This window comes from Streptomyces arenae (assembly GCF_022343545.1).
GTDB lineage: Bacteria > Actinomycetota > Actinomycetes > Streptomycetales > Streptomycetaceae > Streptomyces > Streptomyces humi.
This window is the reverse complement of record NZ_JAKQYH010000088.1, coordinates 32,691-59,185: the sequence shown is the minus strand read 5'-3', so window position 1 is coordinate 59,185 and position 26,495 is coordinate 32,691. Positions and strand designations below refer to the sequence as shown.

Annotated in this window: 20 protein-coding genes and 2 pseudogenes; 10 read left to right on the top strand and 12 right to left on the bottom strand. The window is 66.6% G+C overall.

Translation table 11 applies throughout. The annotated features are described in order from the left end of the window. Positions 1-153 precede the first annotated feature (153 nt). From MB828_RS41005 to MB828_RS40995, 3 genes are read right to left on the bottom strand one after another with little or no spacing between them, the layout of a single operon-like run. Positions 154-1,611 carry an ATP-binding protein gene (locus MB828_RS41005; RefSeq protein ID WP_301652602.1) on the bottom strand — a complete coding sequence of 486 codons (1,458 nt, stop codon included), beginning with the start codon at positions 1,609-1,611 and terminating at the stop codon, positions 154-156. Further along, entirely contained in the window at positions 1,608-3,272 is a 1,665-nt protein-coding gene (locus tag MB828_RS41000) for an FAD-dependent oxidoreductase (protein ID WP_301652601.1), read from the bottom strand. Before MB828_RS41000 ends, MB828_RS41005 begins: the two co-directional genes overlap by 4 nt. A gap of 20 nt (positions 3,273-3,292) precedes the next feature. Further along, positions 3,293-3,553: a UBP-type zinc finger domain-containing protein gene (locus MB828_RS40995; protein ID WP_301652600.1), complete on the bottom strand. Its 261-nt coding sequence runs from the start codon at positions 3,551-3,553 to the stop codon at positions 3,293-3,295. Between the two features lie 201 nt (positions 3,554-3,754). On the opposite strand from MB828_RS40995, the gene MB828_RS40990 reads away from it, so the two are divergent. The 3 genes from MB828_RS40990 (at position 3,755) to MB828_RS40980 (ending at position 5,174) form a co-directional block, all read left to right on the top strand. After that, on the top strand, positions 3,755-4,690 hold the full coding sequence (locus MB828_RS40990) for an NADP-dependent oxidoreductase (RefSeq protein ID WP_301652599.1): 936 nt from the start codon (positions 3,755-3,757) through the stop codon (positions 4,688-4,690). Positions 4,691-4,812: 122 nt separating this feature from the next. Beyond that, positions 4,813-5,004 carry a hypothetical protein gene (locus MB828_RS40985; RefSeq protein ID WP_301652598.1) on the top strand — a complete coding sequence of 64 codons (192 nt, stop codon included), beginning with the start codon at positions 4,813-4,815 and terminating at the stop codon, positions 5,002-5,004. Between the two features lie 44 nt (positions 5,005-5,048). Next, a complete protein-coding gene (locus MB828_RS40980) occupies positions 5,049-5,174 on the top strand; it encodes a hypothetical protein (protein ID WP_301652597.1) in 126 nt (41 codons plus the stop codon). A 164-nt stretch (positions 5,175-5,338) separates the two neighbouring features. On the opposite strand, the gene MB828_RS40975 is transcribed toward MB828_RS40980, so the two are convergent. Beyond that, positions 5,339-5,884, bottom strand: coding sequence for a TetR family transcriptional regulator (locus tag MB828_RS40975; protein WP_301652596.1), 546 nt, complete (start codon positions 5,882-5,884; stop codon positions 5,339-5,341). Between the two features lie 349 nt (positions 5,885-6,233). Between MB828_RS40975 and MB828_RS40970 the strand changes: the two genes are divergently transcribed. The 5 genes from MB828_RS40970 to MB828_RS40950 all read left to right on the top strand — a co-directional run bounded on the left by MB828_RS40970 (position 6,234) and on the right by MB828_RS40950 (position 9,835). Further along, entirely contained in the window at positions 6,234-7,109 is an 876-nt protein-coding gene (locus MB828_RS40970; RefSeq protein ID WP_301652595.1) for an SDR family NAD(P)-dependent oxidoreductase, read from the top strand. A gap of 81 nt (positions 7,110-7,190) precedes the next feature. Then, positions 7,191-8,099: an MBL fold metallo-hydrolase gene (locus MB828_RS40965; RefSeq protein WP_301652594.1), complete on the top strand. Its 909-nt coding sequence runs from the start codon at positions 7,191-7,193 to the stop codon at positions 8,097-8,099. Positions 8,100-8,279: 180 nt separating this feature from the next. Further along, positions 8,280-8,828, top strand: a complete 549-nt coding sequence (locus MB828_RS40960) for a carboxymuconolactone decarboxylase family protein (RefSeq protein WP_301652593.1) — start codon at positions 8,280-8,282, stop codon at positions 8,826-8,828. Between the two features lie 133 nt (positions 8,829-8,961). Beyond that, complete coding sequence (locus MB828_RS40955; protein WP_301652592.1) at positions 8,962-9,228, top strand: hypothetical protein; 267 nt, start codon at positions 8,962-8,964, stop codon at positions 9,226-9,228. Continuing rightward, complete coding sequence (locus tag MB828_RS40950) at positions 9,110-9,835, top strand: transposase (RefSeq protein WP_301652591.1); 726 nt, start codon at positions 9,110-9,112, stop codon at positions 9,833-9,835. Before MB828_RS40955 ends, MB828_RS40950 begins: the two co-directional genes overlap by 119 nt. 687 nt (positions 9,836-10,522) lie before the next feature. Here MB828_RS40950 and MB828_RS40945 read toward each other — a convergent pair. Genes MB828_RS40945 through MB828_RS40925 form a run of 5 tightly spaced genes read right to left on the bottom strand, consistent with a single transcriptional unit; the run spans position 10,523 to position 19,414 of the window. Then, positions 10,523-10,756, bottom strand: a complete 234-nt coding sequence (locus MB828_RS40945; protein WP_301652590.1) for an acyl carrier protein — start codon at positions 10,754-10,756, stop codon at positions 10,523-10,525. Between the two features lie 32 nt (positions 10,757-10,788). After that, positions 10,789-11,835 carry a beta-ketoacyl-ACP synthase III gene (locus tag MB828_RS40940; RefSeq protein WP_301652589.1) on the bottom strand — a complete coding sequence of 349 codons (1,047 nt, stop codon included), beginning with the start codon at positions 11,833-11,835 and terminating at the stop codon, positions 10,789-10,791. A gap of 9 nt (positions 11,836-11,844) precedes the next feature. Next, entirely contained in the window at positions 11,845-13,395 is a 1,551-nt protein-coding gene (locus tag MB828_RS40935) for an FAD-dependent monooxygenase (protein WP_301652588.1), read from the bottom strand. After that, a complete protein-coding gene (locus tag MB828_RS40930) occupies positions 13,392-16,247 on the bottom strand; it encodes a beta-ketoacyl synthase N-terminal-like domain-containing protein (RefSeq protein WP_301652587.1) in 2,856 nt (951 codons plus the stop codon). Before MB828_RS40930 ends, MB828_RS40935 begins: the two co-directional genes overlap by 4 nt. Before the next feature lie 32 nt (positions 16,248-16,279). After that, on the bottom strand, positions 16,280-19,414 hold the full coding sequence (locus MB828_RS40925) for a non-ribosomal peptide synthetase (protein WP_301652586.1): 3,135 nt from the start codon (positions 19,412-19,414) through the stop codon (positions 16,280-16,282). A gap of 610 nt (positions 19,415-20,024) precedes the next feature. On the opposite strand from MB828_RS40925, the gene MB828_RS40920 reads away from it, so the two are divergent. Beyond that, entirely contained in the window at positions 20,025-21,215 is a 1,191-nt protein-coding gene (locus MB828_RS40920; protein WP_301652585.1) for an IS110 family transposase, read from the top strand. A gap of 33 nt (positions 21,216-21,248) precedes the next feature. Here the strand turns inward: MB828_RS40920 and MB828_RS47045 are convergent. After that, positions 21,249-21,470 (bottom strand): annotated as a pseudogene (locus MB828_RS47045) (IS982 family transposase); the annotation flags it as partial. Here MB828_RS47045 and MB828_RS40915 point away from each other — a divergent pair. Further along, positions 21,471-22,061: a tyrosine-type recombinase/integrase gene (locus tag MB828_RS40915; protein ID WP_343236244.1), complete on the top strand. Its 591-nt coding sequence runs from the start codon at positions 21,471-21,473 to the stop codon at positions 22,059-22,061. A gap of 515 nt (positions 22,062-22,576) precedes the next feature. On the opposite strand, the gene MB828_RS40910 is transcribed toward MB828_RS40915, so the two are convergent. Further along, complete coding sequence (locus MB828_RS40910) at positions 22,577-24,262, bottom strand: ATP-binding SpoIIE family protein phosphatase (RefSeq protein WP_301652584.1); 1,686 nt, start codon at positions 24,260-24,262, stop codon at positions 22,577-22,579. Between the two features lie 1,361 nt (positions 24,263-25,623). Beyond that, positions 25,624-26,482: pseudogene (locus MB828_RS40900) on the bottom strand (IS5 family transposase). Between the last annotated feature and the right edge of the window lie 13 nt (positions 26,483-26,495).

Sequence of the window (26,495 nt, the reverse complement as noted above, 5' to 3'; positions counted from 1 at the left end):
TTACGACCTTTGATACGTGTGCAGCGAGGCTGCGGTTGGTTCTGATTTCATGCAGGCCAGGGGACCGAGATATTCGCGAACCAGGCACCGGCTGGCTGCTGTGTGGTGATAGAAATCCCGGGTCCAGATCCGGGCCTAAGCAGTCCCCCATCATCAGGTCGGCGTGTCTCTAGCAAGTGGGAGACCCACCCGGAACCAGGTCTCTCCTGGGCGGGAGTCCACTCTGATGTCGCCGTGGTGTTTGTTGACGACGATGCGGTACGAGATGTCCAGTCCGAGCCCGGTTCCCTCGCCGACCGGCTTGGTGGTGTAGAACGGCTCGAAGATCCGGGGCCGCACCTCCGGGGGGATGCCTGGTCCGGTGTCGCCCACCTCGGCCAGCAGCCGGTCGCCGTCCCGCCGGGTGCGCAGCGTCAGGGTGCCCTCGCCGCCCATGGCATAGAGGGCGTTGACGATGAGGTTGGTCCACACCTGGTTGAGCTCCGCGCCGTACGCCAGGATCGGCGGCAGGTCCGGGTCGTACTGGCGCACCACGGTGACGCCGGGCGCGATCTTGGCCCGCAGCATCGTGAGGGTCGCCTCTAGCAGGGTGTGGATGTCGACGGTCTGCTGGGGTGCTCGGTCCAACTGGGAGTACTGCTTGGCCGCGTCGACCAGGCCGGAGATCCGGGACACCGAGTCGTCGATCTCCACCCTCAGCAGCTCGGTGTCGATGCTGTGGATGATCCAGCGCACCGCCGGGGCGAGTTGCTCCTCACCGACCGCCCGGGCCACCGAGTCGAGCCAGGCCGTGTCGACACCCCCAGCCACCAGAGTGGAGGCAAGGTCCCAACTGCCTTCGATCCTGTGCTCGTCCAGCCAGTCGCTGAGCTCGTCCTCGGCATCCGAGGCGTCCAGAGCGGACAACTGCCGCGCTGTCGTTGCCCGTTGCACCGCTGCTTCCTGCAGCTCCACGAGGCCCTTCAACCGAGGTCCGTCCAGGCTGCCGTCGGCGATGGCCGCGAACTCCTTCCGCATGCCCACGATCCGCTCCCCCAGTGCAGAGGTAGCCCGCAGGGCGGCCGCCGCCGGATTGTTGAGCTCGTGGGTCAGTCCCGCCGACAGCGCGCCGAGGGCGACCAACCGCTCCCGCTCGCCCGTGACGGTGTTGCTCAGCCGAAGGCCGTGGAACAGGCCTTCCAGCAGGTGCACCGCCATCGGGAACCAGGTGCGCACCGCGGTGCCGAACTCGTCGGCAGGCAGCACGAAGAAGCAGCTACCAGTCAGCGCCCGCATGGTGTTGATGTACCGCTGCTCGACACGGTCCCCAAGGTAGGCCTGGTTCGCCCCGCCATACACGCCGCGATGGTCGGCGCGCAGTACTTCAACGTCGTCTCCGCGCACCCGGCGGCTGAGCGCCACCGACCCCTCCAGCAGCACGAAGAAGCAGGTCGCAGGCTCACCCTCGGCGAACACCACACTGCCTGCGGCCCGTTGCTCCACCCGGCCGCACTCAGCCAGCAGCTCCAGCTGGGCATCGTTCAGCGACTCGAACAGGAAGAGACTGCGCAGCTCTGTCGGAGACAGCCGCTCCCGATCCTCCCGGCTTTCGTCGCCCTGCCGCCCGCTCACTGCGTCTCCAGGTACTGGTGCACCAGGGATACGGCCATCGCGCCGTCGCCGACGGCGGACGCCACCCGCTTGACCGAGGAGGCCCGTGCGTCCCCGGCGGCGAACACGCCAGGCACGCTGGTCTCCAGGTGGTACGGGGCCCGCGTCAGTGGCCAGCCCACTGGCAGACGCCCGTCGGTCACGAGGTCCGTGCCGGTGAGAAGAAAGCCCTTCGCGTCTCGGGTGACCACCCCGTCCAGCCAGTCCGTGCCCGGCTGCGCGCCGATGAAGACGAACAGGTAGGAGGCGTCCACGGTCCGCGTGGCACCGGAGCGGTTGTCCCGCAGAGTAAGCCGCTCCAGGTGGCCGTCGCCCTCCGCGGCCACGACCTGGGTGCTCGAGTGCACCGTGATGTTGTCGACGGCGTTGATCTGGCTGATCAAGTAGCTCGACATCGAGCGGCTGAGGTCGTCGCCGCGGATCAGGATGTGCACCTGCCGCGCGTAGCGGGAGAAGTACACCGCAGCCTGCCCGGCGGAGTTGGCGCCTCCCACCACGTAGACGTCGTCGTCCGTGCAGCTGGGGGCCTCACTGCGGGCGGAGCCGTAGAAGACGCCGCAGCCGGTCAGCGCCTCCAGGCCGGGCGCCTCGAGACGCCGGTAGGACACTCCGGTGGCCAGGATCACGCTCTGCGCCGTGGTGGCGGATCCATCGTCGAAGCGCAGCATCCGCGCGGAGCCGGCCGGCTCCAGCGCCACCACCTCGCGGGTGCTGAGAATCTCCGCGCCGAACCTCACCGCCTGGCGCCGGGCCCGGTCGGTCAGCTGGGCGCCGGACACGCCGTCGGGGAATCCGAGGTAGTTCTCGATACGGCTGCTCTGCCCCGCCTGCCCGCCAGTCGCCCTTCGCTCCACCAGGACGGTGCGCAGTCCCTCGGACGCCCCGTAGACAGCCGCACCCAGGCCCGCCGGGCCGCCCCCTACCACCACCAGGTCGTAGAGCTCGGCGGCGGGTGCGGTGCTCAGCCCGACATGGGCGGCGAGGTCTGCCTCCGTCGGCCTGACCAAAGTCGTCCCGTCGGCGGTGACCACCAGCGGCACCTGGGTGGCGGTGAGCCCGGCTGCGGCCAGCAGCCGGCCGCCCTCCGCTTCATCGGCCAGTAGCCAGCGATACGGCACCAGGTTCCGGGTAAGGAAGTCCCGCACCGCGAAGGACGGCGCCGACCAGCGGTGCCCGACCACCCGGATGTCGGATGCGGCCGGGTCCGGCGTCGCGCGCCACGTTTCCAGGAGGGTGTCGACGACCGGGTACAGATGCTCTTCCGGTGGGTTCCACGGCTTGAGCAGGTAGTGGTCGAGGTCGACCACGTTGATGGCGTCGATCGCCGCACCGTTGTCGGCATATGCGGTGAGCAGCACCCGCCGGGCGAGCGGGAAGAGATCCATCGCGGCCTCGAGGAACTCAACACCGTTCATCTTCGGCATCCGGTAGTCGGCAAGCATCAACGCGAGTGGCACACCGCGCAGTTTCAGCTCGCGCAGCGCCTCCAGGGCCTCCGCCCCACTGCTCGCGCGCACCACTCTGTAGCGGTCCCCGTAACGGCGCCTGAGGTCGCGAGCGACCGCCCGGGACACCGCCGGATCGTCGTCGACGGTGAGGATCGCGGGGTTGGGAACGTTCATTAGTCCCTCCTGAGCAGCCGTCACACCGGCTGCTCGTCGATGTAGCACCAGCGCCAGTCCTCACCGGGCTGGAAGGACTGGATCACGGGATGACCGGTCCTGCTGAAGTGAACGGTGGCGTGTTTGCCGGGTGAGCTGTCGCAGCACCCAACGTGTCCGCAGGTCAGGCAGAGCCGCAGATGCAGCCAGTACCCGCCGTTCGCCAAGCACTCCTCACAGCCATCCGGTGTGCGAGCCGTCGGCGGTTCACCGTCCGCTAGGTGTGCGCAGGTAGCGGTCATGGGACCCTCGTATCCTTCCAAGCCGATTTCGCGCTGCCTCCTAGCCTTGCATCTCTGGCAATACAACTGAGGGGGAAGGATTCTTACCCTGGTCACTCATGCCCAGGGATGAGAACCTCCCCTTTCACAGGCGCGCACACGGAAGGAACATGGCGAATTGCAGCGTCTGTACGCCAGATTTCTCCGGGAGCTACATTCTCTATGAAGGCTGTAGGACTGACTGAATTCGGCGGGCCCGAAGTGCTGCGGGTCCTGGAACTTCCCGCGCCCGAGGCAGGGCCCGACGAGATCCGCATCCGCGTGCACGCGGCGGCCGTCAACCCCGTCGACACCATGGTGCGCCGGGGCATGGCCTTCGTGTCCGATGCCGAGCCGCCGTATGTCCCGGGCATGGATGCAGCGGGCGTCGTCGACCAGATCGGCGAGAAAGTCGACGTCGGCCTCCGCATCGGAGACCGTGTCATGGCCGTCGCGGTTATCTCCGGCACCCACGGCGCCTACGCCGAACACCTAGTCGTTCCGGCCGATTCGGTGGTCCGCATCCCGACTGGCGTCCCCGACATCCAGGCCGCCACCCTGCCGATGAACGGCCTGACCGCCCGTATGGCCCTGGACCTGCTCGAGCTGCCCGCCGGCGCCACCATCGCCGTCGCCGGAGCGGCTGGCGCTGTCGGCGCCTACGCCGTCCAGCTGGCCAAGGCCGACGGCTACCGTGTAATCGCCGACGCCGCGCCAAAAGACGTACAGTTGGTCAAGGACCTTGGCGCCGACATCGTCCGGCCCCGCGGAACTGACTACCCCCAGCTCGTACGCAAGGAGGTACCCGAAGGTGTCGATGCACTCCTCGATACCGCGGGCATCGCCCAGCCTGCCTCCCAAGCCGTCCGCGACAACGGGCGCGTGGTGTCGACGGTTCGCGGCGTCGAAGTGTCCCGCGATCGCGGCATCGTGACGCAGACGACGTTCGTGCCGCGGTACGCACGTGAACACGCCAAGCTCGACCGCCTGCGGCAGCTGGTCGAGGAAGGTCGGCTCACCCCGCGGGTCGCGCAAGCCCTGCCCGCCGAGCAGGCTCCCGAAGCGCACCGGCTCCTGGAGGCAGGCGGCCTCCGCGGACGAATCGTCCTCACTTTCTAGCGTCCAACCGGTCGGTGCCGTGCTCCGAAGTCGCCCGAAAGCCGAACGCGCCCACAGCCGTAGGAAGTCGAAGCCGACCGCCCCCTATCGACATTGGAGACAATGCGGCAGGAGGTTGCGATATGGCTACCGAAATCGGCAAGCTCGGTATCTTCCGTCCATGGATGCAGCTCAGCACCCAATCGATCGCGGCGTCGTATCACCGGATCGTGGCCAGGCACCCTGGCCGGTTCCTGCTCGGCCTCGGTGCCGGCCATCCGGAAGTGACGCAGGAGTACAAGAAGCCCATCGGCGTCGTCAGCGGTGCTGGGTAAGCAGGCCGGTGCCCTGACATCCGCCGTCGGCAATGGTCGGGTGCGTGGCCGTCCCTGCGGAGACCTTCGAGGCGATGGAGGCCGGAGCGCCGATCGCCCTTCCCTGCGATGCCTTGGGCCCGGGATTCGACCGCATCCTGGAAGGCTTCAAAGGCTCCGCCATCGCGTGATAGAGCCTCGCAAGGCGGTGACCTGCCTCAGGGGCGCGATCAAAGTCTGGCGGGACCAGCAAGTCCACCTCGTCCATGGCCATAGGTGTTGATCTCCCATTCTCTGACCGCGTGTCGCGGCTGGCGTGGACGAGGAAAGCCAGGAGGTTCGATTCGTACACGGATCAGACTGCGGTGAGGGCTGCGAACGCTTCGTCGAGGAGGTCTCCGAGGTCCAGGTCGCCGTCGGAGGCGGCCCAATGGTCAACGGCCGCGTTGAAGCAGCCCAGAGCAGCGGCAGCTCGGACTGAGGCGGCCAAGCTTGTGGCCTGTGGAGTGCCGGCGCGTTCGGTCAGGGCTTGAGTCAGAGTCTGGCCCCAGCTCTGCTGATGCTCCAGGCGCCAGGCGCGCAGGGACGGAGTCTGTCTGACGAGGCGGCTGAGCGCGAGCGCCTTGTCCGGGCCTTCGTGATAGGCCTCGATGAGGATGTCCAGCGCGTGGCGCAGCGCGGTCCAGTCGTCCTCATCGGCAGGACGAGCGCACAGGGCGCCAGCGATCAGGTCGCCTTGGCCGTCGAAGGCACTCAGGACGGCCTCCTCCTTGCTGGCGAAGTACCGCAGGAAGGTGCTCCGTCCCACTCCGGCAGCCTTGGCCAGGTCCTCGATGGTGACCTTGTCAAAGCCCTCATCTCGGAACAGGTCGAAGGCCACCTGCGCCAGCTGCGCCCGCACGGCCGCTCGTGCGATCTCTCTCGTACTGGTCCGTGCTGCTCTGTTCACATCTCGATTCTATGCGCTCCTGCGGAACTCAGTCCTAAAAATGGTCATAGATCGCAAGTCTGATACGGAGATCTAAAGAACCTGACTGGAGGGCTCCGATTCGGCGCGACCCGCCTGGCAACTCCCAGGCCCGCCCCGCCCTGCCCACTGCCGGCCGCTTCGAGGAGCAGCGAGCCCGAGCCACGCCGCGCCACCGGAACCAGGGAAGCCCAAAGACGCCGAGTGGCTTCCGTTTCCCTTATTGGGCCTTCAGCCCTATGCTGGGACTCAGTCCCACAGTTGGATGTAAGGACCATGAGTGATGGTGAGCGAGAAAGTACAGCATCTGCGTGGCAAGACGGTCGTGATCACTGGCGCCAGCTCCGGGATCGGCGCCGAGGCGGCCCGCCGGTTCAGTGAGCTGGGGGCGACCGTGGCGGTGGTGGGGCGGTCCGCGCAGAAGACCGAGGCCGTCGCCGATCGGATCGGAGGCCGGCCCCATCTGGCGGACTACAGCAGCCTGGACAACGTGCGTCGGCTCGCTGCCGAGTTGCTGAGCGTCTATGAGCGCATCGACATCCTGGCCAACAACGCCGGCGGCATGTTCACCACCCGCACGGTCAGCCCCGATGGCCGGGAGATGACGTTCCAGGTCAACCACCTGGCACCGTTCCTGCTGACGAACCTGCTGCTGCCCAGGCTCACCGCCACCCCGGGCGGCGCAAGAGTGATCAACACCGCCAGCATGTATTACCGCAAGGGCCGCTTGAACCTGGCCGATCTCGACGGCTTCCGCCGCCGGTACCGCTCCCGGCAGGCCTACGCGGCATCCAAACTCGCTACGGTCCTGTTCACGGGGGAATTCGCGCGACGCGTTCAGGGAACGGGTGTCACCGCTTCATGCTTCCATCCCGGAGCGGTCGCCACAGACGTGGGCCGGGACAGCCCTGTCCTCCGGTTCGCCATGAACTCGTCACTGGGCAGGGCGGTGCTGTCCACCCCCGAGCAGGGCGCCGAGCCCCTGCTGCACCTGGCCACCGTCGACGACCCACAGGCCGTCAACGGCGCCTACTTCGACCGCCTCAAGCACGGGGACATCGCCCCAGGGCAGGCCCGTGACCTGGAGCTGGCACGGCAGCTATGGGACCACTCCGCACAACTCACAGGCCTGCAGCCCCGCCCCTCCAACACCGGATGAGCCTTCCGAACCCGTCAGGCCCCGTCCGGGCTCCCAGCAAGATCATAATCCGAACTCAGTTCCTCGAATTGGAGTCCTTCCATGACTACTCCTGACGTCAGCGCCGTGCCCGCGCCCCTGGTGCAGGGAGAGCCCGTTGAAGTCGCCGAGGGTGTCTTCGTCATCTCCGACCAGCGCAACCCGGCCGTCCCCAACATCGGCATCGTCCTCGGCGACCGCGCCGCCCTCGTGATCGACACCGGCATGGGCCCCCGCAACGGCGCCTACGTCCTCGACCAGGCCAAGCGACTGGCCGGCGACCGCCACCTGTACCTGACCATCACCCACTACCACCCCGAACACGGCTTCGGCGCCCAGGCGTTCCGCGGCTCGGCCACCATCGTCTACAACCGCACACAGCACCGGGAACTGCAGCGCAAGGGCGCCGACGACCTGGTCATGTTCATGAACTTCGCCGAGAGCATCGCCGCCGAACTTGCGGACGTCGAATTCGTGGACCCCGACATCGCCTACGACGGTGCACTCAACCTCGATCTCGGAGGGCGCACCGCAGTGCTGCGCGAATGGGGCGCGGCGCACACCCACGGCGACCAGACCGTGCTCGTCGACAACAGCGTCCTGTTCAGCGGCGACCTGGCCGTCACCCGCATGTTCCCGATCGTGCCCTACATGATGCACGGCCCCCACGACACCGACGCGGACGGCAACAACTGGATCGACATCCTCGACCAGTTGCTCGCCCTCGAACCCCGCATCGTCATCCCAGGACACGGCGAGGTCACCGACGCCACCGTCCTGCACGAAGACCGCGCCTACCTCACCTACATCCGAGACCGCGCCGCGGAGCTGAAGACCACCGGCGTCCCGTTCGAGGAGGCCGTGGCACAACTCGGCCAGGAAGCCGGCACCCGCTGGAAGGACTGGGACCGCGGCGAATTCATCGCAGCCACCGTCCTTGCCTTCTACAGCACCCCCCAACCCACCACCTGAGCAACGGCCCAACCAGTCCCTCCCGACATCTCACCCACCGAGCCCCCTCGCCGGGGGGCTCGGCCGGTAGCGCCTTACGAAATGGAGAAATCCACTATGTCAAGGAATTCAGCTCATTCACCAGTAAATCCGAAAGAACCGCGTATACTACCGCTTCCTTTTGATAGCTGGTCTCCCGAGATGAAGGAAAGTCTGGGGACTGTTCTCGATACCGTCCGGAAAGAAAGCGGACCATTGGGGCAGGCCGAAAACATGCCGCTGACCTTTGCCCGGCACCCGGAACTGCTCGCTTCCTGGCTACCTCTGATGGGGTTTATCGCCTACGGCGGCGCGCTGCCGAGTCGCATGCGCGAGCTCGTCATCGCACGCACGGCCTGGCTTGGGCAGTCTCCGCTGAACTGGGTGACCCACATCTACCCCGCCAGACACACAAAAGGCGGAAAGGAGGGCGGGGTCTACTTCACCGAAGACGAGGTGGCTCAGATCATCGTCGGCCCGAGCGACGAAGGCTGGTCTCCACAGGACGCTGCGCTGCTCGCAGGCGTCGACCAGTTCTACAAGCTCGGCGACATGGACGACGAAACGTGGAAGAACCTGCGCGAGAACTATGACGAAAAGCAAATCATCGAGTTGATGTATCTCGTCACCAATTATCGCATGGTTGGTGACATCGTGCGCACACTGCGCACGGATTTCGGCCCCGATTTTCCGGGGCTGCGCCAGCGTTAGCCGCGGTAGAGAACTGCCGCATGGTGCGGCCGCGCTGGCCCAGGCGCGTGCGGACGGCGGCGTCGCCGATGGGGTTCGCCACGACCGCCAAGCCGATGGGCACCGAGGCTACTCCGGGCTGCGGCTGCTGGCGATGAACGGCACCTGCTGGGACGGGGCCGACAGCGCGGCCAACGAGGCCGCCTTCGGACGCCCCGGAAACAGCCACGGCCACGACAAGTCCTGCTTTCCCCAGGTGCGGACGGCCTGCCTCATCGAGGTGGGCACCCACCTCGTCCTGGATGCAGAGCTGGCCGGCTGCCGCACCGGCGAAATCACCCTGGCCGGCCGCCTGCCCCACTCCTGCGGACCGGGTCAACTCGTCCTGGCCGACCCGGAGTTCCTCGGCGTACCGCTGTAGCGGGCCCTCACCGCCAGCGGCGCCGATCCGGTCACCCTGTGCGTGGTGGCCTACCACTGGCCGCGAGGGTGAGGACTACCGGCTGGTGACCAGCCTGCTCGACGCCCGTTGCTATCCCGCCCGCCAGCAGGCCGCGCTCTACCGCGAGCGCTGGGAGGCAGAAGCCATCTTCGCCAAGCTCAAGACCCATCGACGCGGCGCCCGCGTCGCCCTCAGCAGCAAAACCTCCGACGGCGTCCTGCAACAGATCTGGGCACATCTGCTGGTCCACCACGCGCTGCGCGAGCTGATGGCCAGAACCGCCGCCATCCGGGGCCTGGGTGCCGACCGGGTCTCCTTCACCGAAACCCTGCGCTCCGCCCGGCGCAGCGTGACCGTCACGCCGCGCAGCTTTCCCCCTGATCCGCTGGTCAGGACCCTCGTCGTGCTCCAGCGCGACCTACTCGAACGTCTCCTGTCCCGCAGCCAGCCTCGCGTCGCCAAACGCAAGATGTCCAACTACCGGCCCAAAACCACACCTGGCCCCAACCCACCCACACCGACGCCCAAGCAGTCCGTATCCAACGACCCCAACCCGCGAACGCGTAAAGCACAGCATTGCCGCTAAGCCATGACTGTGGGCAGTCACTCTGGGCTCGAACACGACACGGATAGGAGGGCCCCGGGAAACGTCTTCCTCGGCCTTCCAACAGCGACAACCCCCAGGGCAGTTGATGGTTCAGGCATCCAACCAACCCCGGAGGGCTCCCACCTTTGGTCAGTCGTGAGTGCAGCTCGCCCCGTCGGCGTGGTAGCCGGGCGGGCAACTGGGGGGTACATAGCCCGCATAGGCCGACGCCTGCGAGAAAACTACGGAACCGAGGATGCCACACAGTGCAGCAACCATCATGGCGATCTTGCGGGGCTTACTCCGAAGCGAACCCATAAACAACTCCTTTGAATTTTCAACGATACGGGCAATGGCAATCTTCACACGACCTCATACGGATAAAGTGAAGCAAATATGGATCTTTCGCCCAGGTAGGGTGTCCGGCGCTCGGCATGAACTCGCGTCCTAGGTGGGGAAGTCGCCTTCGGCAGGTCCTGACCGAGGCCGGGTTCCTCAAGCCGTAGGCGAACTGAGCAGACCCGACGCCGCGGACAACCCCCACGGGCGGCCCGCGGCGCCGCCATGTCCGGGCGCGCCCGCGCTGACGGGTGTGGCGACACGTTGGTGTCCGCAGGAATTGCGTCGGGCCGATCCCGGCCGGTGTGCCAAGCCCGAGACTGGTGCCAACTGTCTCGGACCCGGACATCAGGCCATGGTGCTCCGCTCGTTCATTAGTGCCGCGATGTCGCGCAGGGTCGGCGCATCGGTCAGTTCATCGTCACTGATCTTGATGTCGAGATCCTTCTCCAGGATGAGGGAGAGTTCGACGAATGCCAGGGAGTCCAGACCGATATCTGCCGGGACGGCCTCCGCGGTGATCTGGTCGGCCGGTATCTGAAAGCTGTCTACGAGGATGGTTTTCAAAGCATCCAACGACATTGAAGTCTCCTAAATATGAGGTTCGTTGGCTGTCAGGTCGCCGGAAGGACATCCAGGTCCGGCCATACGGCAGTGGCTGCGCCCCAGGTCAGGCCACCGCCGAAGGCGGTCATCAGAATCCGGTGGCCGGGGACGATGCAACCGCTCGCCGCCGCTTCAGCGAGCAGCAGCGGGATGGACGCGGCGGCGGTATTGCCGACGTGTTCGATGTTGGAGACCCGTCGCTCGGCCTCGATACCGAGCCGCCCGGCGACGGTGTCCAGGATGCGGGCGTTGGCCTGATGCGCGACGAGTCTGTCGACATCGTCCATGCGCCAACCCGCGGCTTCGACAGCCTGCTCCCCGGAAGAGGTCATGCGTTCAACCGCTTGCCGGTACGTCTCTCGGCCGCGCATGACGAAGTACTCCTCGCCTGCCATCGGCGACCGAGGGCTGGAGCGTTGGCGGGACCCGCCCGCCGGCACCTGGATGAGGTCGCTGAGACCGCCGTCGCTGCCTAGGACGATCGGCCCGATGGCCCCGCTCTCGTCCCTTGTCCCGGCCCGAAGCACTACGGCTCCGGCTCCGTCCGCGAAGATGACGGCGGTGGTGCGGTCTTCGGGGTTGACGATGGTGCTGAAGGTCTCCGCCCCGATGAGCAGCACCTGCTGCGCGGTACCGGCCGCGATCAGGCCTGCCGCGGTGGCCAGCCCGTACAGGAAGCCGGTGCACACCGCGGAGACGTCGAAGGCCAGAACTCCCCGGAATCCTAGCCGGGCTGCCACCTCCGGTGCGGTAGCCGGACACGGCCGGTCCGGTGTGGTCGTGGCCACCACGACGGCGTCCACTGGAGTGTCGCCCGCAGACTTCAGGGCGCGCAGCCCGGCCTCGACCGCAAGGTCCGAAGTCGCGATGCCAGGCCCGGCGATGTGTCGTTGGGCGATGCCGGTGCGGGTGCGAATCCATGTGTCGTCGGTGTCCAGCCTGGCCGCCAGGTCGTGGTTGGTGACCACGTTCGGCGGCAGCCATGCTCCGACCCCAGCTATGACGGCGTTCCGGTCGGCCGGCAGGCGAAGTGGCCCAGAAACGACCTTGCTCATGTCACCCTCCTAACCGTTCCGGCCCGGGATTTTGACCGTGTCCTCGGTTGCTGAGCAGTGAGTGGTGAGTGCGTTCTGTACGGCGGTGAGGCGTGCTCGTGTGTCAGGCTCGTCCGTGGCCCACCACAGGTAGCCGTCGGGCCGTACCAGCGAGACCCGCGGCCAGGTCCAGTCGCCGTGCGGGCCACCCTCTCTCGCTACGCGGACGACGGCTGGTGAGTAGGCCTGGGCCCTGGCCTGCAGGCCTGGAGTGTCCGATGCGACCACCAGCAGCGGCTGCCCCTCACGGAGGAGCTCGGCGCATCGCCGTTCCCCGCCATCGTCGCCGACGAGTGGGACGTCGGGGACGCGCGTGCCTGTCAACGGGTGCGCGTTGGTCTCCTGAGCCGGATAGCGCACGGCGAGCCCGGACAATCGTTTCGCCAGCCGACGCTGCACGCGCGGCAGTGGCAGCACTGTGGAGAACACGAGCGCCCGCAGCAGACGGTCCTTCGTAGTTCTGGCCAGGCTGAGCCGTAGCAGGCCACGGGTGCCCTGGACGACCTGTTGCCCGATCGGGTGGCGTTCCCCGTGGTAGGAGTCGAGGAGCCCGACAGGGGCCCATCCGTTGATCTCGGCGGCGAGCTTCCAGCCCAGATTCATGGCGTCCTGCAAGCCGGTGTTCAGTCCTTGCCCGCCGATGGGCGAGTGAGCGTGCGCGGCGTCGCCGGCCAGCAGGACCCGCCCCACTCGGTAGCGCTCGGCCTGCCGTTGCTCGCTGCGATACCGGGTGAGCCAGTACGGGTCCCGGATTCCCCTGTCCGTTCCGAGGAAGCGGATGAGCACAGCGCGTACGTCGTCCAGCGTGGCCGGCTGGTCGGTGGACAGGCCGGCCGCTGAGTGGTCGGCGGCTGCGATCCGGTAGCGCCCGCCGCCGTAGGGGAAGATGATGAGCATGCCGTGACGGGAGAAGCGGCTCAGCGCGCGCGGCTCTGACGGACCGTCCAGGTAGGCGTCGGCCAGCAGGACCGAGTCCGTGTTCGGTACCCCGGGAAAAGGCACTCCCAAGGCCTCACGGACGGCGCTGTACTTGCCGTCGCAGCCGACGACGTACGCGCTGCGTTCGGTGCGGCTGCCGGTCGCGTCCCGGATGGTCAGGGTGACACCGTCGGTGTCCTGTTCCACATCCTCCACGACGGTGTCGCGGAGGATGTGGACACCGAGTGCGCGGGCCCGGTTCTCGAGTAGTTCCTCGGTGGTTCCCTGCGGGAGGATGAGAAAGTAGGGGAATCGGCTGCCGGTGCGGCCGAGATCGATGTCGGCCCGTCGGGTTCCCATCGGGAACGATCGCAGTGGCAGGCCCGCGGCGAGGAACTCCTCGGCCATGCCGCGCATGTCGAGCAATTCCAGGGTGCGGGCGTGCAGGCCCAGGGCCCGGGACTCCGGTGAGCGCTGGGACCGCCGTTCCACCACCGTGCACTCCACCCCTGCCAGTGCCAGTTCGCCGGCGAGCATCAGCCCGGTCGGGCCTGCGCCGACGATGGTGACTTTGCGCGCGGGATCGGACGCGTTCGCGGTCATGCGCTCTTCTCCTCGCCGACCTGCGCCAAGACCTCGTTCCAGATCTCACCTACGCGCCGGACGTTCTCACGGCGGCTGAACATCGTGTAGTGATCACCGGGCACCGGGATCAGGCGCAGTTCGCCGGTGATGTGTTCCTTCCACTGCTCCTTGCCGAGGGGGGTGATGCCGAGCGTGGTCAAGATCTCTGTGGACTCCGGTTCGCTGGCTTGGAAGATGGTGACGTCGCCGGTGAAGGGCTGTTCTGGATAGTGGCCCTTGAGGGCGTCGTGGTTGCGGTGCCAGATCTCGAAGAACCGTCGGATCTCCTCGACCGTGGCATCCGTCCAGGTCGGCTGCCGCACCATCGCCAGCGCCTCGTCCACGTCGGCGGGCGGCCGGATGGCGGTGTCCGGCGCGGGAGCGCCGAAGACCGGTTCCATGAGCATCGGAAAAGCGGCCAGGAAGTCCTGTTCGCTCACCCGTGGACCTAGATACGCCTCCGGCGGGTGAGAATCGAACATGATCAGCTGCTCGACCCGTTCTCCGCGGCGCTGCAGCATGAGGGCGATCTCGAGGGCGGTGTTACCGCCGAAGGAGTAACCGCCGAGCCGGTACGGTCCAGTGGGCTGTACGTCAAGGATCGCCCCCAAGTAGAGCGCCGCCAGCTCACGGATGGTGCGGAACTCCTCGGCACGTTCCATGGGGAACGAGAACACGTACACCGGCCCGTCCTCGCGCAGGTGCTGGACCAGTTCGTAGTAGCCGAAGTTGGTCCCGCCGGCCGGATGGACCAGGAACAGACCTGGCCCGGCTCCGTCCTTGATCCTGCTCACCACGTCACGCGGCGGCCTTGTGTCAGGGGCCACCTGCAGGATGCGGTCGGCGATCCGTGCCGGTGTCCGCAGTCCCTCGAACTCGTCCAGTCCCAGGTCGATGCCGAGCTTCTCGCGCAGTGCCGTCACGATCTCGACGGCTGACAGCGAGTCTCCGCCCAGGGTGTAGTAGTCGTCGTCCGCTCCGACGTCTGCTATGCCCAGCGCTCGGCGCCAGGCCTCGAGGACGGTGTCGAGTGCGGCCGGCCAGCCGTGCGAAGTGGCCGGTCCCGTTCGCTCAGGTACGGGCGCACCGGGCGAGGAGTCTGCCTCCACCAGGTAGGGCTCACGCCGGAAGGGGTATCCGGGCAAGGACACTTTCGCGATCCCGGCCGTACCCGCGAAAGCAGCCATGGCCTCAGTGTCGTCGGGCACGGCGCCACCACGACTGGTTGAGTCGACGGCCCGTGTGCTCTGCTGGGCAGGGAACGCATCGAGCGCGTCGCGCAGTTCGTCGATCGAGCGGACGGTCGCCACCCAGCGGCGCGGGAACCGGGCGCGGCCGACCCACAGCGTGTACGCCAGGTCGCTGATCGCCGTATCCGGATGCAGCTCCAGGTGTTGGCGCAGGTCCTGTACGGACTTCGCCAGGGCGGTGTCATCACGGGCGGAGAGCAGAACTGGGTATGTCTGCTGGGCATCCCCCGATGCTGTGATGTCCGGTGTCCGGCCGACGGTGGCAGGGGTGTGGGGCGTCAGGACGCAGTGGCCGTTGGTGCCGCCGAGCCCGAAGGAACTGACGCCGGCCGCGCGTATCGGCTCCTCGGGCAGATGCGCCTGGGCATGGATGCGATATCGGGTGCTGTCCAGTTCTAGCTCGGGGTTGACCGTGGCGAAGTTGATCTGTGGCGGAATCACCTGGTGGTACAGGACGAGAGCCGCCTTGATCACTCCGACCACACCGGCGGCGGCGTCCAGATGACCGATGTTGGCCTTCACGCTTCCCAAGGCGCAATGGGCCGGCGGGCGGCCGTCCGCGGAGTGTGCCCGGACCAGCGCGCGTATCTCGATCGGGTCGCCGAGCCGGGTTCCGGTGCCGTGGGCCTCCACATACCCCACGTCGGCCGCCGGCACCCCCGCAGATCGCAGCGCCTGTGTGATGACTTCCGCCTGTCCGCCGACGCTGGGGCTGGTGAAGCCCATGCGCGCGGAGCCGTCGTTGTTCACGGCGCTGCCACGTAGCACCGCGTACACCCGGTCGCGAGCTGCCTCGGCGTCGGCCAGCCTCCGCAAAACGACGACGCCACAGCCGTTGCCCTTGATGGTCCCAGCGGCTTCCGTATCGAAGGCGCGGCAGTGCCCGTCCGGGGACTGGATGCCGCCCTCCTGGTAGAGGTACCCGGCAGCCTGCGGGAAGGTGACGCTCGCCCCGCCGACCACAGCGAGATCGCATTCTCCGTCCAGCAGCGACCGCCGCGCCAGGTGCAGCGCGGTCATCGAGCTCGAGCAGGCGGTCTGCACGCTCTGGCTGGGCCCGGTCAGCCCCAACTTGTAGGCCACCCGGCTGGCCAGAAAGTCCTTGTCGTTGCCGATGAGCACTGCGTACGGCAGATCAGCGGCGGCGAACTCCTGGTTGCGCAGGATGGTGCTGAGCAGATAGGTGCTCATGCTCATGCCGGCGAAGACGCCGACCCGCGCGCCGTTCCGGGAACCTGGCGCGGCTCCGGCGTCTTCCAGCGCCCGCCACGCGCACTCCAGGAAGAGCCGCTGTTGCGGGTCGGTGATGCGGGCCTCCTGCGGCGTCATGCCGAAGAAGCCGGCGTCGAAGTGGTAGGGGTCGTCGATCGGTGCGGCGTACGGGACGTAGGCCGGGTTGCTCATCAGGTCGTCCGGTACTCCGGCGGCGCGCAGTTCCTCTTCCGGCAGCCGCCGCACTGCCTCTCGGCCCTTGAGCAGGTTGTCCCACAACGCGGGCACGTCACTGGCACCGGGAAAGCAGCCGGCCATGCCCACGATCGCTATGGCACCGTCCACGGGGGCGTTCTCCCTCTTGGTCATAACCTTTGATCCATGTCGTGTGTCTTGTGCGGTCAGCGCTGAGCCGTCTCGGAACGAGCCAGGCGCCGCTCGATGTGCGCGGCCAGCTGTCGTACGGTGGTGTGCTCGAAGAGGTCGACGGGCCTCAAGTGGGGCAACTCGAATGCCTCTTGCAGCCTTCGGTGGACCTGGACGACGTGCAGCGAGGTGCCGCCGACGTCGAAGAAGTTGTCGTCCAGGCCGAATTCGGCGGACTGGATGGCCTCCCGCCAGATCCGGGCCACGCACTCGATGGTGCCGTCGGCCCCGTCCGGCTGGCTGGTCGACACAGGCTGGGGTAGTGACGGCAGCGCCGTCTCGTCCACTTTTCCGTTCAAGGTGATCGGCAGGGAAGGCACGCGGACCAGGAAGGATGGGATCATGTACGCCGGGAGAAGCTCTCGGATCTGCTCGCGAACTGTACCGTCCCTCAGGGGCCGTTCCTCGACGAGATAAGCGGCGAGGCGCGGGCTGGCGGGATCTCGGGGGTCCACGCGCACCAAGCAGTCACGGACACCTGGCACTCGGCGCAGCGCGGACTCGATCTCGCCCAACTCAACTCGGTAGCCGCGCAGCTGTACCTGTCGGTCGATCCGCCCCAGGTACACCAGTCGGCCGGATTCCTCCGCAAGGACCCGGTCACCGGTGCGGTACAGCACTTCACCCTGTATCAGGTCAGGTCGGAACCGAGCGGCCGTCAACTCCGGGGCGCCCAGGTACCCCTGGGCAACGCCGTCACCCCCGACCAGCAGTTCACCGGGTATTCCCAGGGGCACAGGCCGTAGTCCGTCGTCCACGATGCGCGCTCGCAGATCGTCCAAGGGACGGCCGATCAGGCTGGCGGTCTGTTCGTGTGCCATCTCCGGGGTCACGCGTTGGTAGGTCACATGCACGGTGGTCTCGGTGATCCCGTACATGTTGACCATCGTGGTCCGCTCCCCCATCAGGGCGAACCACGGTCGCAGGATGTCGAACCGCAGTTCCTCGCCGCCGAATATCACGTGCTTCAGGCGCAGTCGGGTGGCGTGGTCCGCGTTCAGGACCGAGACCAAATGACGGAAGGCGGACGGAGTTTGGTTGAGGACCGTCACTTCGTGCGCACACAGGAACTCGGCGAAGTCGGCCGGCGATCGCCGGATCTCCTCCGGCACGATGACCAGGCGTCCGCCGTACAGCAGCGCACCGTACATCTCCCAGACGGAGAAGTCGAAGGCATAAGAGTGGAAGAGACACCAGGTGTCCCCCACACCGAAGACGAACTGCCGCTCGGCGGCGCGGAACAGCCGCATCACGTTGTGGTGGCTGACCTGAACGCCCTTGGGGCGCCCTGTTGACCCAGAAGTGAAGATCACATACGCGGTGCGGTTGCGGTCGTCTGGACGTGGCACGTCGGCGTCGGACTCGGCGGTGGCGCGGTCGTGCAGGGCGGTGAAATCCAGTCGGTCCGCGCCGGTCACGTCCGGCAGCAACCCGTCTTCAGTGACGATCGGCAGGCCGCCTGATTGTCTGTCGAACTGCTCCCGAATGTGGCTCAGCCTGCTCCGCGGCCCCTGCGGGTCCAACGGCACGTACGCCTTGCCGGCTTTGAGGCAGGCCAGCAGTATCGCGATCAGTTCAGGGCGCCGCCGCATGGCCACTCCGACGAAATCGCCCTTCACCTCACGTTCGAGGCGGCGGGCCAGCATGTTGGCCAGTCCGTTCAGCGCGGCGTATGAATAGCGGACGCCGTCTCCCTCGGCCGCGTGATGATCAGGACGCGCCGCAGCGATGCCCTCGAACCAGGTCGCCAGCGACGGTGGGGTGCGATACGTGGTCCGCTTGCCCAGCAGCGCGTCAATGCGCTCTTGCTCTGCGTCGTCGAGTAGGTGCAGCTCGTGCAGGGGGATCGTCGGCTTCTCGATCACCGTGCGCAGGACCCGGGTAAAGCAATCCGCAGGACGGGCAGGGCGTAACGCGTCGGCGTACTCGGCGTGGACGGTGAAGCCGTCGGCTTGGTCCTCGACCTGGATACAGAGCGGGTACGTCACGTGACGCCGCTCCAGCGGTAGCCGGTCCACCCTGCAGCCCGGCAGGTGCAGAAGCAGCGGCTCGGGATAGTACGTGAACGCATTGTTGGGCGCGGAGTGCATGGCCGGAAGCGCGCTCGACGCCTCATCCAGGTTGGTGGACGAGTCGAACGTCCGGTGCGCCATCAGCATGGTTACTTCGCGCTTCACGGCTTGGTAGAGGCTGTCGAAGGTCGTGTGGTCGGCCAAGTCCACGGTCAGGGGCAACGTGTTGACGAAGTAGCCGAAAGCGCGCCGTTGTTGTGGTGTGAGCCGATCCCCGATCGGCACGCCTGTGATCACCTGCGTCTGGTTCGTCAGCCGGGCCAGCACGACCAGGTAGGTCGACAGGAGGAAGGGAAAGCGGCGGTAGTTGCGCGTGGCCAGTACTTCTTCCAGTCCGGACGCCAAGGCTGAGTCCGACAGCGTGCTTGAGCGCGCTCCGAGCACCGGTCGGCCTGGCGCCCCGAAAGCCTCCAACTCGGGCATGGCCAGATGGGTCAGTCCTGCCAATTTGAGGCGGAAATGCTCTAAAGCTCCATCGCCGGATCTCGGCGCAGACGCCGTGGTGACCGGGTCGGCGTCGACGTCCACACCCGGGGGAAGGGTCGGGTCTGCGTAGACGCGCTGCAACTCATCGTCGAAGTTGTGGAAGGTCTGGGCATCGGCGATGAGATGGGACATCAGAAAGGACACATATACGGCGTCCGAGCCCCGATACACGGCAAGCTTGTACAAGGGCCAGCGGTCCGGAGGCAACGGGGTGTCCGCCTGTTCAGCCAGGGTCCGTCGCAGTTCGCCCTCACCGCCTGGCGGCAGGACGCTCAACGGGACCTCGTATCGGTCCTCGGGGTGCCGACCCAGGTAACTCACGCCGTTCAACTCGTGGAACGTCACGTTGAAGGCGGGGACCCCTCGGGCTACTTTCTCCAGGGCGTCCCGCAACCGGTCGGCGTCGACACGCCCGGTGAAACGGAAGAGGTAGGCCAGGTTGAGCCCGGCGTCCTCGGGGTGCAACAGATGGTGCACATGCATCCGCCGCTGCGACCGGGTGGATGGAATGAGTACAGATGAGGACATCGCGGGGAGTGATAAGTCGAACATGTCTTCCTCGTGCCTCGGATCAATGAAGAGCTGATGAGGAACGGATGGGGAGGCGGCCGACATCAATGCCCGGACCGAACGCCTCGAAACTACTCCAGGCGCTGACTTACTCTCGCAGCGCAGGCGACAGACCGGCCCGCACATCTGACAGTTCCGTGATTCACGGCGCTACCGTCAACCGCCCAGCCCCTGGCCTCCGTCTCCCACTGCAATCGATGGGACACGGAAACATTTACATCCCTGGAACCCGGCGAACAGGGGAAGGATCTTTACCTCCCAGCGTTGGACGATACGAGGCCGAGGACGCACGCTGACTGTCAATCAGCGCCGTCCCGCTGCGCGAGCTGGCAGCCCTAGATGAGTAAGTCCGGTCTCCGGTCAGTGGTCCTTTCCTTGGTCATCGGTTTGGTCCAGCCATTCGTAGGGTTGGGGCATCCGAGGGGCGCGAGGTGTGGCTTTCAGTGGTCTGCCGACCGTGGCTTCCTATGACTGGCCGCCTCGCGCCCCGCGACGACTCGGCCGCTGATTGGGATTTGCGAACAGATCGCTGTGTAAGGACCTGCCGGCGAGGTCGTCTGCGGACACGACAGGCACGAGCGCCGGAGGGGCGATGGGCCGCATATGGGCCGGGGTGGACATCGGCAAGACGCATCACCACTGCGTGGTGATCGATGCAGAAGGCAGACACCTGCTGTCCCGCCGGGTGGCCAACGACGAACCCGAGCTGCTCGCCCTGATCGCCGACGTCCTGGACCTCGGTCACGAGACAACCTGGGCCGTGGACGTCACACACGGCGGCGCCGTCCTGCTGCTGGGACTCCTGGCCAACCACGGCCAGCCTGTGTTCTACCTGCCCGGACTGGCCGTCAATCGTGCAACAGCCGGCTACCGGGGCCAAGGCAAGACCGACGCCCGGGATGCGGCGATCATCGCCGACCAGTCCAGGATGCGCCGCGACCTGGAACCGGTCCGGCCCGACGCCGAAGCCATCGCGGAGCTGAAGATCCTCACGGCCCGTCGGGCCGACCTGGTCGCCGACCGCACCCGCACCGTCAACCGGCTGCGAGAGCAACTCCTGGGCATCTTCCCCGCCTTGGAATGCACCCTCGACATGACCAACCGCGGACCGGTGGTCCTGCTGACCGGCTACCAGACCCCAGCCGCCCTGCGCCGCGTCGGCGCCAAGCGGTTGGAGACCTGGCTGCGCAACAGCAAGGTCCGCAGCGCGGTCGACCTCGCCGTTGCCGCCGTGGAGGCCGCCGAACGCCAGCACACCGCACTGCCCGGCGAGACGATGGCCGCCCAGATGGTGCACGGCCTGGCGAAGGAGGTGATGGCCCTCAACGAGAAGATCGACGAGATCGACAAGCTCATTGAGGGACGGTTTCGCAGCCACGACCAGGCCGAGGTGATCGCCAGCCTGCCCGGGATCGGTCCCCTGCTCGGCGCCGAGTTCCTGGCCGCGACAAGCGGGGACATGAGCCGCTGCGGCACCCCCGACCGCCTCGCAGGCTTCGCCGGTCTGGCCCCAGCACCCCGCGATTCCGGGCGCATCAGCGGCAACCTGCACCGCCCAGCCCGCTACCACCGCGGACTGCAACGGGTCTTCTACACCTCCGCGCTGATCAGCATCCGCTGCTGCGAGGAGTCCCGCCGCTTCTACGATCGCAAACGCTCCGAGGGTAAACGGCACGTCCAGGCGGTGCTCGCCCTGGCCCGCCGACGAGTGAACGTGTTGTGGGCCCTGCTGCGTGACGGACGGTGCTACCAACTCACACCTCCCGTCCCAAAGGCAGCTTGACAACGTCATTGGGAGTCGTAGGCGACCGGAGATCGGTGCGTCGGTTGCGTTGTTGTGCCAGATCGCGGCGGCCATCGCGAGGACGCCCTGGGCGACGCGGATGCCGACCCCTTCGAAGGAACGGCCGCCGTGGTCTTCCAGGTCGAGCTGGCCCTTGAGAGTGTCGTTGACCGACTCGATCAGCTGCCGGACCTTCTTGAGCATTGGCTCGCCGTAGCGGGCCTTCTCATCCTTGCGGGAGGGTGCAGCATCGTGATGCCGTACTCGCCCAGCAGCATTTCGAAGTCCCGGCCCGCGAACCCCTTGTCGCAGATCAGGAGGATGCCGTTGTGCTCAGCCGTTGATGGGCCGCGGCTCCACTCCCTATGTCGAGATCGTGCCGCGCGAGGACAACACGAACGGGGCGAGGGTGAAGATGATGCGCCCCCGGCGGGTCTATGTCGGCTGCGACCTGGAGCGCCTGTTCGCCGACTGCCTCACCCAACTCGGTTGCAGGTCTGCCAAGTTGGGGATCTGGATCGATGCCGACTCGCCGTTGCTGGTGAACCTGGAGCGGCCGCCGCTGCTGGCCGCCCTTCGCGAGGGCACGGCGCGGGACAAGGTTTCCGCCTGCGCAAGAAGGGCATCGGACCGGCGTCCTGGACGCCGCACTGGTCCCGACACAGTCACGCGACCGCGCTGCTGCTGGCCGGGACGCCGGAATGGGTGGTCTCCCGCCGACTCGGTCACGCACACGTGCAGACCACACTCGACCTCTATGGCTGGGTCCGCGAGGACGAGGCCCTGCGCGCCTCGGCGAACTGGAAGTCGTACATCTCCGCCTGGCAGGTCGACGATGGCCGGTGAACAGCGTCATCGGCACGCAGCCGGCGACGAGGATCCGTTCTGGCGGCTCTGGCGGGAGCTGCCCAAGCCTTGGAAGGGGCCGGTGAACGGCGATGGCATCGACGACTGGGACCGGATCACCGAGAACGGCGACCTCCGCATCGACCTGACCGATCTGCCCGACCTGATCGCCGCCGAACTGGCCTGGATGGCGCACTGGCAGGCGATGGACGGAACCCGCTCGGCGGTACTGGGCACCAACCAGTTCGCGAACATCCTGCGCAGAGCGATCCGCGACAACCATCCCTTGGTCCGTCGAGGCTCAACCGACGGCCGACCACCGAAGTTCGACCGCGCGAAATACAAACTCAGACACAAGGTCGAATGCCTGACCGGATTGTTAAAACAGACCCGAGGCCTCACCCTCAAGCCGTACGAGAACATCACAAAAAGGCCTGAGCGGCAACGAGCCCAGCGACCTCGGCCGGTTTTCGGCACGGCGCGCCAGATCCGTGTTGAACAAGGCGAGTCTCAGGTCACTCTCCCGGCACGGGATGCGGTGCCCCGGAAACATTTCCGTGCGTGCGCACACGCTCCCCCAAGGTCTGCGCGGGTGGCAGATCCTGCTCCGTCCAGATGCATTTGCCATCGCGGAGGTATCGGGCGCCCCAGCGCCGAGAAAGAGAAGCAACAAGCTGCAGCCCTCGGCCGCCTTCGTCGGTGTAACTGGCGTGGCGGATACGGGGAGTGGTCAGGCTGCCGTCGTAGACCTCACACGTCAGGGATCGGCTGCGCAGCAGACGAAGGTGGATGGGGCCCTTGGCATGCCGGACAATGTTGCCGACCAACTCGCTCACCAGCAACTCGGTAGTGAGAATCAGATCATCGAGCCCCCATGCGGTGAGCTGCTCGCGAACGTACAACCGGGCCTGTCCGGCTGCCCTAGGGTCGTCCGGGAGACTGCACAAGGCGACGTCCTGGGCAGCGGCGCATCTGGTACGGACGATGAGCAGGCCAGCGTCGTCTGTCGTCTGCTCCTGATCGGGCAGCAGGCCCGACATGACCGTGTCGCACAATTCCTCCAGGCTGCGGACGTCATCGTCCTCGTCTGTATTCCGAATGCAGACGGTGTCGGCTGCGGCGTCAGAGAGAATCTGACGCAGTTCGACCAGCCCTTGGTCGGCGTCCCGGGTAGCAGATTCAACGAGTCCGTCGGTGTACAGGACGAGCAGGCTTTTGTCGGGCAAATGCAGCTGATGAGTCTCGAAGGGCAATTTGGCGGCGCCCAGCGGTGGCTCGGGAGTCACGTCAGGACTGTGGACGGTGCCGTCGGGGTGGACGACGACCGGCGATGGGTGACCGGCCAAAGAATACGAGCATATGCGCGTGACAGGGTCGAAAACGGCGTACAGGCACGTGGCGAAGAAGTCCTCGCCCAAGTCGCAGACCATGTCGTTGAGACGACTGAACAACTCGTCGGGTGGCATCTCAAGGTCGGCAAGGGTACGCACTGCCGTACGAAGACGCCCCATCGTTGCCGCCTCGGTGATGCCGTGCCCCATGACGTCGCCGATCACCATCGCGACTCGATCTGCAGACAGCGGAATAAGGTCGTACCAGTCGCCGCCCACCTCTTCACTCCGGCCCGCGGGCAGGTATCGGGCCACACCACTGGCAGCAGGCAGACGGGGGAGCTCCCTGGGGAGCAGACCACGCTGCAGCTCCTGGGCTCGGGCGTGTTCCACATCGTAGAGGCGTGCCCGTTCCAGCGACTGACCGACCAGACCGCTCAGAGCCGTCAGCAAGGCGCGCTCATCGTCGGTGAAGGAACGCGGCTCGCCAAAGGACACCACACACAAGCCTATGACGCGTCCGGAGGCCAGCATGGGCAGAAACGCCCATGCCTCCTTGGGTGACGCCTCATTCAGCCGCCTCAGCGTCGGATAGCGCCTCGAAAGCTCCGCCAGCGATCCGACGAACCGAGGCGTACGGCTGCGCACAGCATCGTGGAACGGGGCATGGGCGGCGATCGGGATCCCCTCTACCAGGTCGAGGAACTCCTGCGGATATCCGGCAGCTCCGACGACATGCAGGCGGCCGCCCTCCAGCAACTGAAACACCAGCCCGTCGGCGCCGAAGGGAGGCAGGACGAATGTCGCGACGGCCTCCAAGACGTCACGAGACGTTAGAGCCTCGGCAAGTGCGACGGTCAGCTCGCCCATGCGCACCGACCGCTCGGCCCCGACTATCCGTCGTTGACTGGGCGGCGGGCGGGTTCTGCCACCCAAGCGAGCACCTGCCCACCCCGCCAACACGCTCAACAGTGACCGCTGCGCCTCGTTCGGCTCAGCGGGCCCCGCCGTGAGCACGGACAACACACCGACCGGCTCACCAGGCCCGGGGACGGGTACCGCCACCGTGCCGACGGCGCCGGTACCCAAGCTGTCCCCGGCAACGCTGACGAAACCACCACGCCGCAGAGCAAGCGCCGGCGCCACGTCCTGCTCACAGGATAGATCAGCCCACTCCCCTGCTTTTGCCCCGGAAAGCGTGCTGGTCGCGACCAGACGCAACCGACCGGTGGCACAGTCACGCTGGTGAACCAGAGCACCAAGGCCTCCCAGGCACGTCGTGGCCTGCCGGAGCACGAGGGCCAACGTCTCCGCGCCTCGCCCTCCGCCCCCCCAGGCGTCTTCGGCTGGGGTCGTCAGGAAGCCAAACGGCAGCCGCTCTGGTTGCACGGCATCGCTCGCGGGGCCAGCCTTCTCGGCCGTCATCACGCCTCCTGCTCCCCCGTCCAGAGAGCAAGGACGGAGGTCACGCCCACCAAAAGCCATCCAATATCACTAGCTTAGCCGGGGTGCCGCCTCCCAGCAGAACGCAGATGTTCACTGATTCACATATATGTGGATCATATTGTCAGCCGTGCTGCCTGATGTGGCCCTGACCAGGGGTTTCTTGCGGGGTGGACGACGCCTTCGGGTCTCGCCCTTTTTGGTGCCGGGGGGAGGCGACCAGGGCACATTGCTTTCGCTGGGGGGCACTGATGCGCCCTGGGCGGTGGGTGGGTCGCCGTCGTCAATCGCCTCGGCTTCCGTTTCCGTGAAGGCGTCGTCGAATCAAATTATGGGTGCGGGTCTCGCTCGACGGCAGTAGATGCGTGGACGTCCGCAGCGTGAATCTCGGGTCCGAGTGGCCGAGGTATTAGGAGAGCGCCTTGATGCTCTTTCCCCTCTTATCCCGTCCAAGGGGCATCAACTCTCGACCAGCTGTTTGCTATAACAGTGACGAGAGCTACCGGTCTTATCTGGGCGATATAAAAGACGAAGTCCGATTGGAGCTCATCGCATCACGTTCTTAACTCGCCATAAAAGCTCGTAACGCGATCTTCTGCGTTGACCGGGGTGCAACCGAAGTGAAGCGGTCGAGGGATCTTCGCGTCATGGAACCTGACGGAGTGGCTCTCCCTTTACGCAGGGAAGCGTAAGGCGACCTGCGCTCTCTCGCCCAGGGACCATCTGCTGTGATCGCATAGCACTCGGCAGAACAGGATCGAGGGCAACTCCACCCCTAGGGTCCGTCTTCAAACGGATCTTGCCCAGAGCAGGAATGACGCGAGACTGACCGCTGCCTCGTATGAGGTGGCGGTCTTGTCATACCTGGTGGCGATGCCGCGGAAGCCTTTGAGCCGGTTGAAGCACCGCTCGACGATGTTGCGCCGACGATAGATCTGCCGGTCGAAGGCCGGAGGCCGGCCGCCGTGACGCCCTCGGTTGTGGCGGTGCCGCTGCTGATCGGTCTTCTCGGGGATGGTGTGCGGGATGCCCCGTCGGCGGAGGTAGGCGCGGAAGCCGCGGGAGCTGTAGGCCTTGTCGGCCACGACCTGGTCGGGCCGGCAGCGGGGCCGGCCGAGGCCGGTGCGCGGGACGCGGATGCGCTCGAGGAGAGGCTGTGCGCAGATGCCGTCGTGGCGCTGACCCGGGGTCAGCAGGATCGCGAGGGGACGTCCGCGGCCGTCGCAGGCCAGGTGGATCTTTGTGGTCAGTCCGCCTCGGGATCGACCGAGGGCGTGATCGTCCGGTTCGTCCGGCCTGTGGATCCCCCTTTTCGGCCGGTGGCGGCGGCGTGCTGATGGGCACGGACGATGGTGGAGTCGAACTGGACAAGCCAGTCGATGTCACCGGCCGCATCCGAACAAGCCTGGATCTTCTGGAGGGCCTGGGTGAACACGCCGGTCAGGGCGTAGCGCCGGAAGCGGGTGTAGACCGTCTTCCACGGTCCATAGCGTTCCGGCAGGTCGCGCCAGGAGATCCCGGTCCGGATCTTGTAGACCATCCCGTTGACGATCTGCCGATCCGCCACACGCGGTCGGCCGGTGGCGGCCCGCGGTATCAGCGGGGCGAGTAACCCCACTCCTGATCGGTGAGTTCATGGCGGCGTATCACCCCCACCATG